This window comes from Streptomyces shaanxiensis (assembly GCF_039537145.1).
Classification (GTDB): domain Bacteria; phylum Actinomycetota; class Actinomycetes; order Streptomycetales; family Streptomycetaceae; genus Streptomyces; species Streptomyces shaanxiensis.
The window spans coordinates 352,735-368,706 of the sequence record NZ_BAAAZY010000005.1 but is presented as its reverse complement, the minus strand read 5'-3'; the positions used below and the strand labels follow the sequence as shown (position 1 = coordinate 368,706).

The window sequence follows — 15,972 nt, the reverse complement described above, 5'->3', positions numbered from 1 at the left end:
GGTCCCCAGGAGGTCCCTAGGGGGTGCCTACCGTCTGCATCTGCCAGGACTGCTGGAACGCGAAACGGGCCGCCTCCACCTCGTGCCGCTGGTCGGCGTGCAGCACACCGAGGGCGTACGCCGTCGCCGGGGCGATCCGCGGGGTGCGGGCCGCCTGGGCCGCGGCGGCCGCCGCCTCGGAGGCGTCGCGGTGCCGGTTCAGGGCCTGCCCCGCCGCCAGCAGCCGTACGTCCACCGGGGGGTTGTCGCCGTGGAGGACCTCGCGGGCGTAGCGGTGCAGGCGCAGCAGCAGGCGGACCTGGTGCCAGGGGGCGTCCTGCGGATGCGGGGCCGGGTCCGGGGAGAGGCCGTGGATCAGGGCCTCGGCGTTGTAGGGGTGGCCGGCGGTCACCAGGGGGAGCGCGGCGACCGCGTCGGTGAGCCGCTCCTCGGCGGCGGCCGCGAGGGGGCGCAGGTCGGCGGTGGTCGCGGCGGGGGTCAGGGGGACCTCGCTGGCCAGTACGGCGATGTTGTCGGCCACGGCGTGAAAGCGGGAGGAGCCGAGGGCCTGGAGGGCGGTGCTGTGCGCTCGGGTCCGGGCGAGGGTGAGCTGGCGGTCGAGGAGGGCGCCTGCTTTGGCGGCGCCCACTGTGAGGTTGCCGCGCTCGGGGGTGGGCGCCGGGGAAAGGGGGCCCGCGTGGGACGGTGCCGCTTTCTGTGGGGCGGGCGCCGCCCCGGCGGCACGACTGCCCGCGGCCGACTCGGCGCGGTTGCCCGCGGCGGCGTCCGTACGGCTGCCCGACGCTACCTCGGCACGGCCCGCCGCAGCGTCGGCGCGGTCGGCCGCCGTCACGTCGGTGCGGCCGGCCGCGGCTGCCTTGGTACGGCTGCCCGCCACCGCCCCGGCCGATCCCCCCGCACCCGCCCCGCCCACGTCGGTCGTGCCCGCCTGGGTCGGCAGGACCGTTGCTCCCGACAAGCGGTGCAGGGCCAGCAGCAGGCGTTCCAGGCGGGCCGCGTAGGCGTGTTCCATGGCCAGGGTTCCCGAGAGCCAGGCCAGTTCCGGGCGGATGGACTCCGACCAGTCGGTGTCCAGCAGCGGGCGGAACGTGTGCAGGCTGGCGCTGATGCGGCGGGCCGAGCGGCGCAGGGCCCGGGCCGCGTCGACGGACTCCTCCGAGCCGCTCGAACCGTTGGCCGTGCCGCCCCCGGTCTCCCGGTGCAGGCGCAGGGCTCGGAGGAACTCCGTGGCCTGGGCGCGCAGGTAGCCCGCGAGGGCGTCCCCGGCCACTGCCCCGGCCGTGGGGTCCGTCGGATCAAGGTGTTGCTGTGCCACGCCGGCGCCTCCGGGCGTCTATGAGCATCTCCTGGACGTTGCGCAGTGGCTGGCCGTCCGCGTCCGTCGCGTGTCGCGTCCACTCGCCCTCCGGGCCGAGGTGCCAGGACGCGGTGGAGTCGGACATACCGGTCTCCAGGAGCCGGTTGAGCGCGGCGCGGTGGGCCGGGTCGGTGACCCTGACCAGGGCTTCGATACGTCGGTCGAGGTTGCGGTGCATCATGTCGGCGCTGCCGATCCACACCTCGGGCTCGCCGCCGTTGCCGAAGCCGAAGACCCGGGAGTGTTCGAGGAAGCGGCCGAGGACGGAGCGGACGCGGATGTTCTCCGACAGCCCTGCCACACCCGGGCGGACCGCGCAGATGCCGCGGACCCAGATGTCGACCGGCACGCCCGCCTGGGACGCGCGGTAGCAGGCGTCGATGAGCGCCTCGTCGACGATCGAGTTGACCTTGATGCGGACGTGGGCGGGACGCCCGGCACGGTGGTGCTGGACCTCCTTGTTGATCCGCGAGACCAGGCCGTCGCGCAGGGACTTGGGGGCGACCAGCAGCCGCCGGTACGTCTCCCGGCGCGAGTAGCCGGAGAGACGGTTGAACAGGTCGGACAGGTCGGCGCCGACCTGGGGGTCGGCCGTCAGCAGGCCCAGGTCCTCGTAGAGCCGGGCCGTCTTCGGGTGGTAGTTGCCGGTGCCGACGTGGCTGTAGCGCCGTAGCGTCTCGCCCTCCTGGCGGACCACCAGCGACAGCTTGCAGTGGGTCTTCAGGCCGACGAGGCCGTAGACCACATGGCAGCCGGCCTCCTCCAGCTTGCGCGCCCACTTGATGTTGGCGTGCTCGTCGAAGCGGGCCTTGATCTCGACCAGCACGAGGACCTGCTTGCCGGCCTCGGCGGCGTCGATGAGCGCGTTGACTATGGGGGAGTCGCCGGACGTGCGGTACAGGGTCTGCTTGATCGCGAGGACGTCCGGGTCGTCGGCCGCCTGCTCCAGGAAGGCCTGCACGGAGGTGGAGAAGGAGTCGTACGGGTGGTGGAGGAGGACGTCCCGGTTGCGCAGGGCCGCGAAGATGTCCGGCGCGGACGCCGACTCGACCTCGGCGAGATCGCGATGGGTGCCCGCGACGAACTTCGGGTACTTCAGCTCGGGCCGGTCGATGGAGGCGATGCGGAAGAGGCCGGTGAGGTCCAGCGGGCCGGTCAGCGGGTAGACCTCGGCCTCGCTGATCTTCAGCTCGCGCACCAGCAGGTCCAGGACCTCCTGGTTGATGTTCTCCTCGACCTCCAGGCGCACCGGCGGCCCGAAGCGGCGCCGCATGAGCTCCTTCTCCAGGGCCTGGAGCAGGTTCTCGGCGTCGTCCTCCTCGACCTCCAGGTCCTCGTTGCGGGTGACCCGGAAGGCGTGGTGCTCCATCACCTCCATGCCCGGGAACAGCTCCTCCAGGTGCGCGCCGATGACGTCCTCCAGCGGGACGTACCGGCCGGGGGAGGCCTCCAGGAAGCGGGAGAGCAGCGGGGGCACCTTCACGCGGGCGAAGTGCGGCGTGCCGGTGACGGGGTTGCGGACCCGTACGGCCAGGTTCAGGGACAGGCCGGAGATGTACGGGAACGGGTGCGCGGGGTCGACCGCCAGCGGGGTCAGGACCGGGAAGATCTGGTGCCGGAAGAGGGTGAAGAGGCGGGCCTGCTCCTTCTCCTGCAGCTCGTTCCAGCGGACCAGGTGGATGCCCTCCTCCGCGAGGGAGGGGGCGACGTCCTCGTGGTAGCAGGCGGCGTGCCGGGCCATCAGCTCGCGGGAGCGGGCCCAGATCATCTCCAGGACCTCGCGGGGCTGCAGGCCGGACGCGGAACGGGTGGCGACACCGGTCGCGATACGGCGCTTCAGTCCGGCCACCCGGACCATGAAGAACTCGTCCAGGTTGCTGGCGAAGATCGCCAGGAAGTTCGCCCGCTCCAGGAGCGGGGTGTTCGGGTCCTCGGCGAGTTCGAGGACGCGCTCGTTGAACGCGAGCCAGCTGCGCTCCCGGTCCAGGAAGCGGCCCTGGGGCAGCTGAACTCCGTCGACGAGTGACTCCTCGTAGGCGTCGAGGTCGGCGTCGAGGTCGGGTTCCAGGTCGGAGACGACCGCGGAGACCGTGTGCGGGCGGTGCGCCGCGATGGAGCCCACGGAGGGCTGCGCGTGCTGGACGTTGGCCTGGGAGTTTGTGGACTGGCTCATATGCCCATTGTTCCGCGCATCGACGCCGATGGGCGCGTCGGAAAGCGCGGGCGGGAGCGTCGCGGGGAGATGTCGGGCGTCCCCGTTCCTCGCGTTCCCCTCCGGCGGCGGCGAAGGCGCTGGCACGGCGGCGGTCATTGGCTGAGCGTCGCAAGTCCGTCTGAACCAATGGTTACGGAGACATGGCGTGCGGGATAGCGCAGGGCGGCTCGCGGGCGTCTACATGACGGAACGTCTGTCCGGACGACGCCTGAGCCGCACGTCCCTCCCCCCGTGGAGGGACGTGCGGCTGGTCCTTGGAGCCTGTTCACAGGCTCTTATGGGGTGCGGCGGCGCAGTAGTGCGAAGGCGGCGAGGGTCGCGGCCGCGGCCACGGTGAGGAGGATGCCGGTCTCTACGTACTGGAGCGGCCAGAAGTGGGACTGGGGGTGGTAGATCGCCCGGGTCGCCCGGGTGGGGCCGTCCCAGCTCAGCTGCCAGGCCGAGCGCGGCAGCTCGAAGCCGCCCGCTTCGGCACGGGTCACCGTGGGCCAGAGGTCCGCGCGGTAGCGCTCCAGCACCTTGTAGAGGACGAGCGCGGCCGCGAAGCCGACGCCGGCGGCGGGCAGGGCCCGGCGGAGCAGCAGGCCGGTGAGTGCGCCGAGGGCGAGTCCCGCCAGGGGGTAGGCGACGACGGTCGGCCCGGTGACGATGAAGACGTCCGAGTAGTACCAGTTCCCGCCCGGGCCGGGGCCGCCATCCTGGCGGGCCCACAGGTTCAGCAGGGCGACCCCGCAGGTGCCGGCGGCGAGCAGGACGGCCGGCACGGCGAGCTTGGCGGCCAGCCAGCGGGCCGGGGTGACCGACTGGGTCCAGGCCAGCCGCGCGGTGCCGCTCTCCAGCTCGTGCCCGACGAGCGCGCCGCCCGCCCAGGCGGCCACGGGGAAGATCACGAACGACAGGCTTGTGGCGAGCAGCCCGATGAAGAAGCTGTACGTGTCGGTGGCGGCTACATCGATGGACGAGCAGGAGGGAAGGCCGCCGGCGGCGACCGGTTCGACGCACCCGCCCATACCTCTGCGCGCCTCGTCGCCGATGGCGTACATCCAGATGAGGCAGGCCGTCATGGCGGCCAGGACCAGTCCCCAGAAGACCAGCGCCGTGCGGTGCACCCGCAGCACGGCCCAGACCAGTCCGCTCGGCCCGCGCGTGGTGCGGCCGGCCGGGGTGGTCGCGGCGGTGAGGGCGGTGGTCATACGGCGACTCCGGTACGGCGCTTCAGCAGCCGGAAGGCGATCACGACCGCCAGCGCCGCGAGGGCGAGGACGATGCCGGTCTCCACCAGTTGCAGGGGCCAGAAGTGGGAGGACGGGTGGTAGTCGCGGTAGAAGCCGACGATGTCGTGCTCGGCGAGGCACTTGGTGTCGTCGACGCAGGTGGGGTCCGGAAGGCGGGCGCCCGTGGAGGTGAGGGCGCCCTCGTCGACGACCATGCCGATGTACGGCGGGTACTCGTGCTTGTGGGTGAGCGTTTCCAGCGGCCACAGGTACGGGCGCAGGGTGCCGAGCACGGTCGTGATGAGGGCCAGGCCGACGACCGCCGTGCCGAGCGCGGGCAGGGCGCGGCGCTGGAGCAGGCCCGCCAGGACGCCGACGGCGAGGCCGAGGAGCGTGTAGGAGGTGGCGACGGTGCCGTTGGCTTCGAAGGTGGTGCCCCCGTACCAGCTCCGTGAGCCCATCGCCGCCCGCAGCTGACCGTCCGCCGACCACAGCGTGCGGTGCAGCAGCGTGAGCACGAGCATGCCGGAGCAGACCAGGGCGGCCGGGACGGCGAGCTTGGCGGCGAGCCAGCGGGCCGGGGAGACGGACTGCGTCCACGCCAACTGGGCCGTGCCGTTCTCCAGTTCGCGCCCGATGAGCGCGGCGCCCGCCCACGCGGCGGTGAGGAACGGCGCGAGGCCGAGGATTCCGGTGCCGATGCCGACGGCCGTGTCGTACATGGTGTAGGCGGGGCCCTGGGAGTCGCAGCCCAGGCCGGGATCGCAGTGCAGGGTGCGGTACTCGGACCAGGCGGCGTCCAGGCCCGGACCGTACGCCCACAGCAGTGCTCCCGCGCCGACGGCCACCAGCAGCGCCCAGAACCACAGCGCCCAGCGGTGCAGCCGCAGCATCGCCCAGAGCAGGCCGCGCGGGCCCCGGGAGGGTGCGACGGCGGTGGGCGCCTCGATGGTCGTCATGGCCGTCATACGGCGGCCTCCCGCGCGTCGTCGAGGTGGAGGGCCGGGGCCTCGGGGCTGCGCAGGTGCGCCAGGACCAGCTCCTCCAGGGTCGGGGCGGTGCTCTGCCAGCCGTCACCGAGGGCGCCCTCGGGTCGTATCAGAGCGGTGATCTGACGTCCTGTCGTACGGGACTCGACGACGGTGTGCGGGTCCAGGGGTGCGTCGGCCCGGCCGGTGACGATCCGGTGCGCGGCGAGGACGTCGTCCAGCGGGCCGGCGAGGCGGACCCGGCCGGCGCCGAGCAGCAGGAGGTGGTCGCAGGCGCCGTCCAGCTCGACCACGACATGCGAGGACATGACAACCGTGGTGCCGTGTTCGGCGGCGTCGGCCATGAGCGTGGCCATCAGCTGGTGCCGGGCGAGCGGGTCGAGGTCGGCCATCGGCTCGTCCAGGAGCAGCAGTTCGGGGCGCTTGCCGAGGGCGAGCGCGAGGGCGACGCGGGTGCGCTGGCCGCCGGAGAGTGTGCGGATCTTCGCGTCCGGGGCGAGGTCGCCCTCGGCGACGATCCGCGCGGCGACCCGGTCGTCCCAGCGGCGCGGGTTCAGCTCGCGGCCCAGCCGCAGGGTGTCGGCGACGGTGAGCTGGGGGTGCAGGGGCTTGTCCTGGGCGACGTACGCGAGCCGCTCGCGGACGGCCGCCGGGGCCTGGCCGAGGACGGTGATCGTGCCCTCGGTGGGCCGCGCCAGTCCGGCGGCGAGGGAAAGCAGGGTCGACTTGCCCGCGCCGTTCGGCCCGACGACGGCGCACACGCTGCCCGCGGGGAGCCGGAAAGCGCAGCCGTCCAGCGCGGCTGTGCGGCGTCGCCCGAACCTCCTGGTCAGCGCGGCCGCCTCGATGGCGGTCTCGGTCATGAATCGTCCCCTTTGAAGTGCGTGTCCAGTACGGAGGTGAAGAGAGCGTCCACGTCGTCGCGGTCCAGCCCGGCCTCGCGGGCCCGTGCGGCCCAGGCGTCCAGTTCGATGCGCAGCGGCGAGTCGGCCGGCGCGGTGTTCAGTCCGCGTCGCACGAACGTGCCGAGCCCCCGTCGTGCCTCGACCAGACCCTCGCGTTCGAGTTCGCGGTAGGCCTTGAGGACGGTGTTCGGATTGATGGCGGTCGCCTCGACGACCTCACGGGCCGTCGGCAGCTTGTCGCCGGGCTCCAACAGGCCCAGGCGCAGGGCCTGTTTGGTCTGCTGGACGATCTGCACGTAGGTGGCGACGCCGGAGCGTCGGTCGATGCGGTACTCGACCATCCGTTCCACCACCCTTTCACTAATTGAGTAGTGAAAGGGTGGTGGAAGGAGGGATCAAAAGTCAAGTGGGGCCTCCGGCGGCCAGCAGGGCCACTGGGCCCAGAGCATCGCCGACGAACTACGCTTGGAACTTCGCCGCATCGGCGGCGCAGTCCAGTCGGAAGGCCACCGGAGCGCCAGGACCCTCAGCCATATGGACGGCCCCGTGACCGAAGTGCCCACCACGCCACTCGCCGTCTACCGGATCATGCCGCCCTTCCGGGACGACCTTCGCCTCGTCCTCGTCCTCAGCGAGCAGCTGATGCGCTGGCAGTTCAAGGGCGACCCGGCGGACTTCCCCCGGCGCGCCGCCGCGGACTGGCAGGGCCCACCGGAGTGGCAGGAGATGGACTATCCGTCCATCTCCGCAGCGGCCCCCGTCTTCAGCCGGCGTATCGCCGACCGCGTGAGGGAGCGCTTCGCCGACGGCGGCACGTTCGTGCCTGTCGACCTCCCGAGCAAGCCCGAGGGGGCCTACGAGCTGTTCGTGGCCGAGCACGTGGTGGACTGCCTCGACCACGAGCGGTCGTCCGAACCGCGCATGCCCCGTCGCGAGGTCGAACGAGCCGTCTTCCGCCCCGACGCCCTGCCTCTGCACGTGCCTGCCTTCCGCGTCCCCGAAAGCTTCTGGGCGGTGTACTGGAACGGCTGGGCGGCAGATCTGCTGTGCGACCTCATCGGCGAGGACGACCTCGAATTGCGCCTCGTCTGGTCCACCGACCCGGAGGCCGAGCCGCACCCGGCCCCGATGGGCTTCTGACAGACGGGGCCAGTCGCGAAGGCCCCGAGCGGGGCACGGCTTACTCAGGAACCGATCATGGACCCCGAGGGGGAGCAGATGGCCGAGCGGGCTCCGCGAGACCTACGGGTGGTCGCCGTCGACATCGGCTCCGTACGGACCGGCTCCTTCGCCTGGGCGGCCGTCGACGTGCCGGAGGACGGCCCGCTGCCGGAGGCGCTCGCCGGGTACGGGAGCGACCCGGCGACGGCGGTCGAGACGGTCGCCGAGGTGCTGGTGAGTGGAGGGCGGGCGGTGCTCGCTCTGGAGGCGCCGATGTCCGTGCCCGTGCCGGACGACTGGGCGCTGCTGGGCAAGGGGCGCGCCGGGGAGGGGAACCGGCCCTGGTCCGCGAGCGCGGGGGCCGGGGCGCTGGGGACGGGGCTCGTGCAGGGCGCGTGGATGCTGGCCGAGCTCGGCCGGGTGGTGACCGGGCTGTCGGTCACGACTCAGGTGCGGCGGTGGAGTGACGGCATGCCGGACGCAGCGCGGCTGCTGCTCGTGGAGGCCTTCGTGTCGGGGGCCGGAAAGCCGGTGGCCACCGTCCTCGGCCAGCACGCCGCCGACGCCGAGGCGGCCGCCCGGGTGGTGGCCGAGCGGCTGGCCGGCGGCGGACGTGAGAGCGATGTGGTGTGCGCCCCGCACCGGGTCTTCAACCTGCTGGCCGCGCAGGCCCTGTGGGCGGGGCTGGACATCGGGGACGACGAGCTGGGGTTGGACGTACTGGTGGTACGCGCCCGGCCGGCCGTGCAATGACGGCTCTCACGTCTCAGTGCCGTACATCAGGTCTCCGTGCGGTACATCAGGTCTCCGTGCGGTACATCAGATCCGTCTCGTACGTCACGAACCCCAACCGCTCGTACACCGACACCGCCGCCTTGTTGTCGGCGTCGACATAGAGCATCGCCGTCGGCAGACCCTGGGCCGCCAGGTGCCGCAGCCCGATCGTCGTCAGGGCCTTGCCCAGGCCGCCGCCCTGGGCGCCCGGCCGTACGCCGAGGACGTACACCTCGCCGAGCCCCTCCTCCGCGTGGACCTTCGTCCAGTGGAAGCCGATGAGCTCGCCGCCGCGTTCCGCCAGGAAGAACCCCGCCGGGTCGAACCACGGCTGGGCCTTGCGGTCGTCGAGGTCGCGCTGGGTGAGGGAGCCCTGCTCGGGGTGGTGGGCGAAGGCGGCGGCGTTCACGGCGAGCCAGGCCGTGTCGTCCTGGCCGGGCACGAAGGCGCGGACCGTGACGCCCTCGGGGAGTACCGGGTCCGGCAGGTTCAGGTCCGCCAGTGAGCGGCGCATCTGGCGCAGCTCGCGGAAGAGGGTGAGGCCGAGCACCTGGGAGAGATGGCGGGCGGCGGCGTGGCCGCCGTGGGCCCACACCCGCAGCCGCTTGCCGGACGCGGCGAGGAGGGCCGAGCCGAGCGCGCGGCCGTGGCCGTGGCCGCGGTGCGCGGGGTGGACGACCAGTTCGGCGGCCGGGGCCTCGACCGGGTCGGTGTCCTCCAGCTGGGCGTAGCCGACGAGTTCGCCGGCCACGGTCAGCAGCAGATGCGACACGCCCTCGCGCTCCCCGCCGCGCAGCTGCAGCCGGCCCTGCTCGGACACCGCCTGCTGCCCGTCGTTCCGGGCGGCCTCCGCCAGCAGCTCCAGTACGGCCTCGGTCTGCTCCGGGGAGAGCGCGAAGTGGGTCTCGATGGCGCGGGTGGGGAGGGGGCGTGCGGTGTCGTCGCTGGTCATGCGTACGAGGGTAAAGGGAGCGCCCGACAATGTGGCGGCAAAGGGGCGGGCAAAGGGAAACCAGAAAGTAACCATGAACCCTCTGTCGCGCTACGCGCGTTGACTCTAGGCTGCGCCCGACGGGGCCATGTCACTTTCGACCCACAGGGGGGCGTATGCCAGCCGAGTCACGGGCGCACCAGCGCCGCAGACGCCGTACTCACCTTCTCCTCGCCGGTGCCGCCGGTCTCGCCACCGCGGGCGCGCTGGCGGCAGCGCTCCCCGCGACGGCGACGGCGGAGGAGAGCTCCCAGAAGCACGGCGGCGGCTACCAGTTCAGCCGCTACCAGGACGTCCAGCTGCTGTCCTTCAACGACCTGCACGGCAACCTGGAGCCGCCGGCCGGTTCCTCCGGCCGGGTCACCGAGCTGCAGCACGACGGCACGACGAAGACCATCGACGCGGGCGGCGTGGAGTACCTCGCCACGCACCTGCGCCAGGCCCGCGAGGGCAACAAGTACTCCATCACCGCGGCCGGCGGCGACATGGTCGGCGCCTCCCCTCTGATCTCGGGCCTCTTCCACGACGAGCCCACCATCGAGGCGCTGAACAAGCTCGACCTGGACGTCACCTCCGTCGGCAACCACGAGTTCGACGAGGGCGCCAAGGAACTGGCCCGTCTGCAGAACGGCGGCTGCCACCCGACGGCCGGCTGCTACACGGACGAGGAGTTCGAGGGCGCCGACTTCCCGTACCTCGCCGCGAACGTCCTGGACGAGAAGACCGGCAAGCCGATCCTCAAGCCCTACTGGGTGTGGAAGAAGAAGGACGTCAAGGTCGGCTTCATCGGCGTGACCCTGGAGGACACCCCCGGTGTCGTCTCCGCGGACGGCGTGAAGGGCCTGAAGTTCAAGGACGAGGTCGAGACGATCAACAAGTACGCCAAGGTGCTCCAGCGCCAGGGCGTGAAGTCGATCGTCGCCCTCATCCACGAGGGCGGGCTGCCGGCTTCGGGGTCGTACAACTACAACTGCGACTCCCCGGGCGCCGGTGACGGCATCTCCGGCCCGATCGTCGACATCGCGAAGAACATCACGCCGCAGGTGGACGCGCTGGTCACCGGCCACACCCACGCCGCCTACGTCTGCACGATCCCCGACCCGGCGGGCAAGCCGCGCATGGTGACGTCGGCCGCGTCCTTCGGCCGCATCTACACCGACACGACGCTGACGTACGACCGCTTCACCGGCGACATCGCCCGTACGTCCGTGAAGTCGGCGAACCACGTGGTCACCCGGACCGTCGCCAAGGCGCCCGACATGACCGAGCTGATCAGCAGGTGGAACACCCTCGCGGCGCCCATCGGCAACCGCGCGATCGGCTACATCTCCGCCGACATCCCCAACACCGGCACGGAGTCCCCGATCGGCGACCTGATAGCCGACGCCCAGCTGGCGCACGGCAAGGAGCTGGACCCGGAGACGGACCTGGCGCTGATGAACCCGGGCGGCGTCCGGGCACCGCTGACCTACGCGGCCAAGGGCAGCGAGGGCGACGGTGTGGTGACGTACGCCGAGGGCTTCACCGTGCAGCCGTTCTCCAACACCGTGAACCTGCAGGACTTCACCGGGGCGCAGCTGATCCAGGTGCTCAAGGAGCAGGTCAGCGGCACGAACGCGGCGTCGCCGAAGGTTCTCCAGGTCTCGTCCGGTCTGACGTACACGCTGGACCTGACGAAGACGGGCGCCGACCGGGTCGTGACCGACTCGATCAAGCTGAACGGTGAGGCGATCAACCCGACCGCCACCTACCGTGTCGCCACCAACAGCTTCCTCGCGGGCGGCGGCGACGGCTTCCCGACGCTGGGCCAGGGCACGAACGACCTGGTCGGCTCGGACGACCTGACGGCGCTGGAGAAGTACCTGACGGCCAACTCCTCGGCCACGAACCCGATCGCGCCGCCGGCGGCGAACCGGATCACCGTCGTGAGTCAGTGAGCGCGCTCGCACTGGTCGTTGAATGATTGACCGAGAGTCAATGACCGTGAGGTAGATCGCATACCTTCGATTGCGGTTGCGGGTGGGGGGCGTACGCATGGTCGGATGGACCGATGCGTTCCCCCCACCACATAACGGCGCATCCCTATACGAACCCGTACGAGGAGCTCGGCAGGCTGGACGACGGTCCGCTGGACGCCGGTCCACAGGACCTCGGTCCGCTGGACGAGTTCTTCCACGAGGACGTACCGGACGAGCGTGACGAGGCGGAGGCCCAGGACGATCCCTGGGCCCCGCCCAACCACCGCCGCAACGGCCGCCGCCGTCGACGCGGCCGCTTCGCGGGGCTTCCCCTCGCACTGAAGGCGGTGGTCGGCCTCGTCGTCCTCGCCTCCTTCCTCGCCCTCGGAGACCGCTGGGCCCTGCTGTACGCCGAGCGCAGAGCGGCGGACACCCTCAAGGACCGCCTCGACCTGGCCGCGGCCCCAGAGGTCGAGATCGGCGGCTTCCCCTTCCTCACCCAACTCGCCGACGAGCGACTGGACTCGGTGAAGGTGACCGTCCCCGACGTGGCCGCCGACCGGGTCTCGCTCGCCCAGGTGACGGCCACGGCGCGAGGCGTACGGCTGGACACCGACGGTCCGACGTCGGTGCGCGGCGCCGACGTCCCCCGGCTGGAGGGCGACGTCCTGCTCTCCTTCGCCGACCTGAACCGTGAACTCGGCGCGTCCCAGGTGACGTTCACCGGAGAGGGCCACGACCGGGTCCGGGCGCGCGGCACGCTGCCCGTCGCCGGCCACGACCTCCGGCTCCGTGCCGAGGCGCGCATCGTGCGCGAGGGCGACCGCGGCATCGCGACGCACATCGGCGGCATGCGCCTGGACATCGGGAAGCTGGCCACGTACCGCCCCGGCGCCCGCGCCTCGGAGGGCCTGCACCTGAGCCGGCAGTCGGTCGCCCGCTTCGCCCAAGAGACCCGCAAGGCGAAGGCGCTGCTGTCGGTCCCGTCGATCGTGCGGCGGCTCGGGGTCCCCGACTCCGTCGTCCGCGAGGCCCTGCGCAACGAGTCCAGGCTCACCGAGCTGACCGGCACCCCGCGCTTCGCGCACCGCGCCATGCAGCTCAACCTCATCGACCTGGCCCTCGACCACCCCGAGCTGCTCAAGCTCCTGGGCTTCGACCCCGCCCTCCTCGACGCCCTGCCCCGCCTCACCCGCCCGGTCCTCGCCGACCGGCTGTCCCTGGGCTTCCGGCTGCCCGAGCCGCCGAGCGGGCAGCTGCGGCTGCGGGACGTGCGGGTGGAGAAGGACGGGATCAGGGTGCGGCTGGAGGGGGAGGGGCTGACGGTCGGCCGCTCCCGCTGATGCCCGTAATAAATCCTGTGTGAATTGTGGTTCAGTTCCCGGGATTCTCTGAAAATCGATCTCAGGCTCAATTCATCGAGGTCTCAGCGGAATTGGCTTTTTCCGGCTCCGGCGTCCCGTAATGTTTTCCATGTCGAAAGCGAACGACGCGAAAGCAAAGAAGGAGAGTCGCATGAGCTTCCATAAGGTCGCCCCGGTGAAGAAGACCCGCAAGCCCACCGCCCCGGCGCCCAAGAAGAAGGCCGCCAAGAAGGCCACTCCGAAGCGTCGACCCGTGGGTCACCGCGACTGACGATCGGCGACCGGAAGCCGACAAAGAATTCACCCAAGTAAATCCAAGCATTTCACAGGAACGAGATACCGCCATGAGCTTCCACAAGATCGCCCCCGTCAAGAAGAACTGCAAGTCCGCCGCCCCGGCCAAGAAGGCCACCAAGCCGGCCCCGAAGAAGGCCGCCGCCCCGAAGCGCCGCCCGGTCGCGCACAAGGGCTGAGGCCGACCGACGAGGCGGGGTCACCGGAGCACTCGGGCTCCGGGGCCCCGCCTCGGCCATGTCCGGAGGTCTTCTCCGGCGCTGGGAAAGGGACTTGAGCATGAGGGAAGTGCGTACGGCCTTCCGACGGTTCTGGCCGCTGACGCGGGGCGACCGGAAGTGGCTGCTGGCGATCGTCGCCTGCGTCGTGGTGGCCGCGCTGACCGAGACCGCCTCGATCCTGCTGTTCGCGGAGCTCACCGACACCGCGCTGAAGGCCGGTTCACTGGCCGCGTTCTGGGGTCCGGCCGCGGCCTGGCTGGGCGTCGCCGCGCTGGGCGCGCTCGTCGGGTATCTCGGCAACTCGCTGGCCACCTGGACCGCCGAGAGATTCGTGCTGCGGCTGCGCGCGAAGGTCTTCCGGCACGTCCAGGACATGCCCCCGCACTTCTTCCAGAAGCACCGGCAGGGGGATCTGGTCGAGCGGCTCACCGGTGACGTCGAGGCCATCGAGCAGATGGTCGTGTCGGGTGTCGTCGGCACGGTCGCGGCGGCCTTCTCGGCGGTCTTCTACTCGGCGGCGGCGCTGTGGCTGCGCTGGGACCTGGCCCTCGTGACCTTCGTCCTCGCGCCCCTGTTCCTGCTGGCCGCCCGCCGCTTCGGCGGCCGTATCCGCTCCGCGTCGCAGGACGAGCGGGTCGCCGACGGCGCGATCACGTCGGTAGTCGAGGAGTCCCTCGGCAATGTCGTCCTCACCCAGGCGTACAACCGCCGCGGCGACGAGGAGAAGCGGCTCGACCGCGAGGCGCGGGCCTGGATGAGGGCGTCCGTGCGCGGGGCGCGGCTGAGCGAGATGTACGAGCAGCTCGTCGAGGTCGTCGAGACGGTGTGCGTGCTCGCGGTGATCGGCCTCGGCGTGTGGGAGATCTCCGCGGGCCGTATGACCCTCGGCCAACTCCTCGCCTTCGCCGCCTTCATCGGCTACCTCTACCCGCCGGTCCGCAACCTCGGCCAGCTCGGCCTCACCCTCACCGCCGCCACGGCCGGCGCCCAACGCCTCGGCGAGATCCTGGACGCCGAGCCGGCCGTCACGGACCCCGCCGAGCCGGTCGCCGAGTGGCCGGTGCGGGGCTGGGTCGGCTTCCACGGGGTGTCCTTCCGCTACCCGGGCGCCGCCAGGGAGTCGCTGACCGACGTGACCTTCACGGCCGGCCCCGGCGAGCTGGTGATCGTCACGGGCGCGAGCGGCGCGGGCAAGTCGACGACGTCCAAGCTGCTCACCCGCTTCTACGACCCGTCGGCGGGCGTGATCACCCTGGACGGCGTGCCGCTCACGAACGTGGGGCTGGAGTTCCTGCGCGAGAACGTCGCCCTCCTGCCCCAGGAGACGCTGATCCTCAACGGCACCATCCGCGAGAACATCGCGTGCGGCCGCCCCGGCGCGAGCGACGAGGACATCGAACGGGCGGCGCGTGCGGCGGCGGCGCACGACTTCATCGCCGCGCTCCCCGAGGGATACGACACGCACATCGCCCCCGGCACGGCGGCCCTGTCCGGCGGCCAGCTCAAGCGGATCACGATCGCCCGCGCGATGCTGCGCTCCGCCCCCGTCCTGCTCCTGGACGAACCGACGGCGGGCCTCGACTCGGTGGCCGCGCGCCAGGTCGTACAGCCCCTGCGACGGCTGATGTCCGGCCGTACGACGATCCTGATCACCCACGATCTGAGCCTGGCACCGGATGCCGACCGGGTGCTGGTCGTGGACGAAGGCCGACTGGTGGAGGCGGGCACGCACGCGGAGTTGGTGGCGCGGGGCGGGGCGTATGCGCGGTTGGCGGGGCCGGTGCCCTGGGCGTGGACGGAGGAGACGCTGGTTCTGAGGCGGTGAGGGCCGGGGGCCGACCGTCGACGGCGACGCCCCGGCATGCTCGGCTTCCACTGAGGTCGCCGGGCATGCCGGGGGCTGTCGCGCGTGGTCGTCAGCCGACCCGGTGGACGCCCTGCGTGTCCAGCTCGTAGCGGGCGCCGACGATGGCCAGTTCGCCGGAGGCCACCTTCGCGGCGAGGTCCGGTTCCGCGGCGAGGCGGGCGCGGACGGCGCGTACGTTGGCGTCGATGGTGGAGTCGACGCGGGCGTCGCCCTCCTGGGTGCGGTCTATGTTCGGCTTTATCTGGTCGGCGATGTACTGGATGTGCGCCGGCAGCCGCTCACCCGACTCGTCCGCCGCGACGGCCGCCTTCACGGCGCCGCACGACTGGTGCCCGAGCACCAGGACCAGCGGGATGTCCAGTTCGAGCACGCCGTAGGCGACGCTGCCGAGTACGGCCTCGTCCAGGACCTCACCGGCGGAGCGTACGGTCATCAGGTCGCCGAGGCCCTGGTCGAAGACCAGCTCCGGCGGCACCCGGGAGTCGATGCAGCCCAGGACGAGGGCGAAGGGGTGCTGACTGGAGGTCAGGGCCTGCCGCACGGCGGGCGACTCGTCGGGGTGCCGCTCACGGTAGGTGCGCCAGCGCTGGTTGCCCGCGGCGAGTTCACGCAGGGCTTCCGCGGGGGTGCCGGGGCGGCGACGGGGGGTGGGGGTGGCGGGC

The 15,972-nt window shown here is 71.8% G+C and carries 14 protein-coding genes; 6 read left to right on the top strand and 8 right to left on the bottom strand.

Translation table 11 applies throughout. From position 1 onward, the window contains the following. Nucleotides 1-16: 16 nt before the first annotated feature. The 6 genes from ABD932_RS06625 to ABD932_RS06600 all read right to left on the bottom strand — a co-directional run bounded on the left by ABD932_RS06625 (nucleotide 17) and on the right by ABD932_RS06600 (nucleotide 7,021). Nucleotides 17-1,315 (bottom strand): CHAD domain-containing protein, encoded by a 1,299-nt coding sequence (locus ABD932_RS06625; protein WP_345009558.1) that lies wholly within the window; start codon nucleotides 1,313-1,315, stop codon nucleotides 17-19. Next, nucleotides 1,296-3,668 (bottom strand): RNA degradosome polyphosphate kinase, encoded by a 2,373-nt coding sequence (locus tag ABD932_RS06620; RefSeq protein ID WP_425587412.1) that lies wholly within the window; start codon nucleotides 3,666-3,668, stop codon nucleotides 1,296-1,298. Before ABD932_RS06620 ends, ABD932_RS06625 begins: the two co-directional genes overlap by 20 nt. Before the next feature lie 179 nt (nucleotides 3,669-3,847). Further along, nucleotides 3,848-4,765 (bottom strand): hypothetical protein, encoded by a 918-nt coding sequence (locus ABD932_RS06615; protein WP_345009555.1) that lies wholly within the window; start codon nucleotides 4,763-4,765, stop codon nucleotides 3,848-3,850. Continuing rightward, nucleotides 4,762-5,754, bottom strand: coding sequence for an ABC transporter permease (locus ABD932_RS06610; protein WP_345009553.1), 993 nt, complete (start codon nucleotides 5,752-5,754; stop codon nucleotides 4,762-4,764). Before ABD932_RS06610 ends, ABD932_RS06615 begins: the two co-directional genes overlap by 4 nt. After that, nucleotides 5,751-6,638, bottom strand: a complete 888-nt coding sequence (locus ABD932_RS06605; protein WP_345009551.1) for an ABC transporter ATP-binding protein — start codon at nucleotides 6,636-6,638, stop codon at nucleotides 5,751-5,753. Before ABD932_RS06605 ends, ABD932_RS06610 begins: the two co-directional genes overlap by 4 nt. Beyond that, nucleotides 6,635-7,021: a GntR family transcriptional regulator gene (locus ABD932_RS06600; protein ID WP_048585584.1), complete on the bottom strand. Its 387-nt coding sequence runs from the start codon at nucleotides 7,019-7,021 to the stop codon at nucleotides 6,635-6,637. The genes ABD932_RS06605 and ABD932_RS06600 overlap by 4 nt, the downstream gene beginning before the upstream one ends. A 205-nt stretch (nucleotides 7,022-7,226) precedes the next feature. On the opposite strand from ABD932_RS06600, the gene ABD932_RS06595 reads away from it, so the two are divergent. Then, nucleotides 7,227-7,820: a hypothetical protein gene (locus ABD932_RS06595; protein WP_345009547.1), complete on the top strand. Its 594-nt coding sequence runs from the start codon at nucleotides 7,227-7,229 to the stop codon at nucleotides 7,818-7,820. A gap of 57 nt (nucleotides 7,821-7,877) precedes the next feature. Continuing rightward, entirely contained in the window at nucleotides 7,878-8,594 is a 717-nt protein-coding gene (locus tag ABD932_RS06590; RefSeq protein ID WP_345009545.1) for a hypothetical protein, read from the top strand. Nucleotides 8,595-8,640: 46 nt separating this feature from the next. On the opposite strand, the gene mshD is transcribed toward ABD932_RS06590, so the two are convergent. Continuing rightward, nucleotides 8,641-9,567, bottom strand: coding sequence for a mycothiol synthase (gene mshD, locus ABD932_RS06585; protein WP_345009543.1), 927 nt, complete (start codon nucleotides 9,565-9,567; stop codon nucleotides 8,641-8,643). A 155-nt stretch (nucleotides 9,568-9,722) separates the two neighbouring features. Here mshD and ABD932_RS06580 point away from each other — a divergent pair, with 155 nt between their 5' ends. From ABD932_RS06580 to ABD932_RS06565, 4 genes are all read left to right on the top strand, one after another. Further along, entirely contained in the window at nucleotides 9,723-11,543 is a 1,821-nt protein-coding gene (locus ABD932_RS06580) for a bifunctional metallophosphatase/5'-nucleotidase (RefSeq protein WP_345009542.1), read from the top strand. 113 nt (nucleotides 11,544-11,656) lie between these two features. Then, on the top strand, nucleotides 11,657-12,907 hold the full coding sequence (locus ABD932_RS06575; protein WP_345009540.1) for an LmeA family phospholipid-binding protein: 1,251 nt from the start codon (nucleotides 11,657-11,659) through the stop codon (nucleotides 12,905-12,907). Between the two features lie 365 nt (nucleotides 12,908-13,272). Next, a complete protein-coding gene (locus tag ABD932_RS06570; protein ID WP_345009538.1) occupies nucleotides 13,273-13,401 on the top strand; it encodes a hypothetical protein in 129 nt (42 codons plus the stop codon). Between the two features lie 100 nt (nucleotides 13,402-13,501). Next, nucleotides 13,502-15,268, top strand: a complete 1,767-nt coding sequence (locus tag ABD932_RS06565) for an ABC transporter ATP-binding protein (protein ID WP_345009536.1) — start codon at nucleotides 13,502-13,504, stop codon at nucleotides 15,266-15,268. Nucleotides 15,269-15,359: 91 nt separating this feature from the next. Here the strand turns inward: ABD932_RS06565 and ABD932_RS06560 are convergent. Continuing rightward, nucleotides 15,360-15,972 (bottom strand): carbonic anhydrase (locus tag ABD932_RS06560; protein WP_345009534.1); only part of this gene is annotated, 613 nt, incomplete at its 5' end.

Excerpts from the sequence above, each read along its gene's own strand:
- ABD932_RS06620 (WP_425587412.1), bottom strand. The coding sequence starts at position 3,668 with ATGACCGCCGCCGTGCCAGCGCCTTCGCCGCCGCCGGAGGGGAACGCG.
- ABD932_RS06615 (WP_345009555.1), bottom strand. The coding sequence starts at position 4,765 with ATGACCACCGCCCTCACCGCCGCGACCACCCCGGCCGGCCGCACCACG.
- ABD932_RS06610 (WP_345009553.1), bottom strand. The coding sequence starts at position 5,754 with ATGACGGCCATGACGACCATCGAGGCGCCCACCGCCGTCGCACCCTCC.
- ABD932_RS06605 (WP_345009551.1), bottom strand. The coding sequence starts at position 6,638 with ATGACCGAGACCGCCATCGAGGCGGCCGCGCTGACCAGGAGGTTCGGG.
- ABD932_RS06600 (WP_048585584.1), bottom strand. The coding sequence starts at position 7,021 with ATGGTCGAGTACCGCATCGACCGACGCTCCGGCGTCGCCACCTACGTG.
- ABD932_RS06590 (WP_345009545.1), top strand. The coding sequence starts at position 7,878 with ATGGACCCCGAGGGGGAGCAGATGGCCGAGCGGGCTCCGCGAGACCTA.
- mshD (WP_345009543.1), bottom strand. The coding sequence starts at position 9,567 with ATGACCAGCGACGACACCGCACGCCCCCTCCCCACCCGCGCCATCGAG.
- ABD932_RS06580 (WP_345009542.1), top strand. The coding sequence starts at position 9,723 with ATGCCAGCCGAGTCACGGGCGCACCAGCGCCGCAGACGCCGTACTCAC.
- ABD932_RS06575 (WP_345009540.1), top strand. The coding sequence starts at position 11,657 with ATGCGTTCCCCCCACCACATAACGGCGCATCCCTATACGAACCCGTAC.
- ABD932_RS06570 (WP_345009538.1), top strand. The coding sequence starts at position 13,273 with ATGAGCTTCCACAAGATCGCCCCCGTCAAGAAGAACTGCAAGTCCGCC.
- ABD932_RS06565 (WP_345009536.1), top strand. The coding sequence starts at position 13,502 with ATGAGGGAAGTGCGTACGGCCTTCCGACGGTTCTGGCCGCTGACGCGG.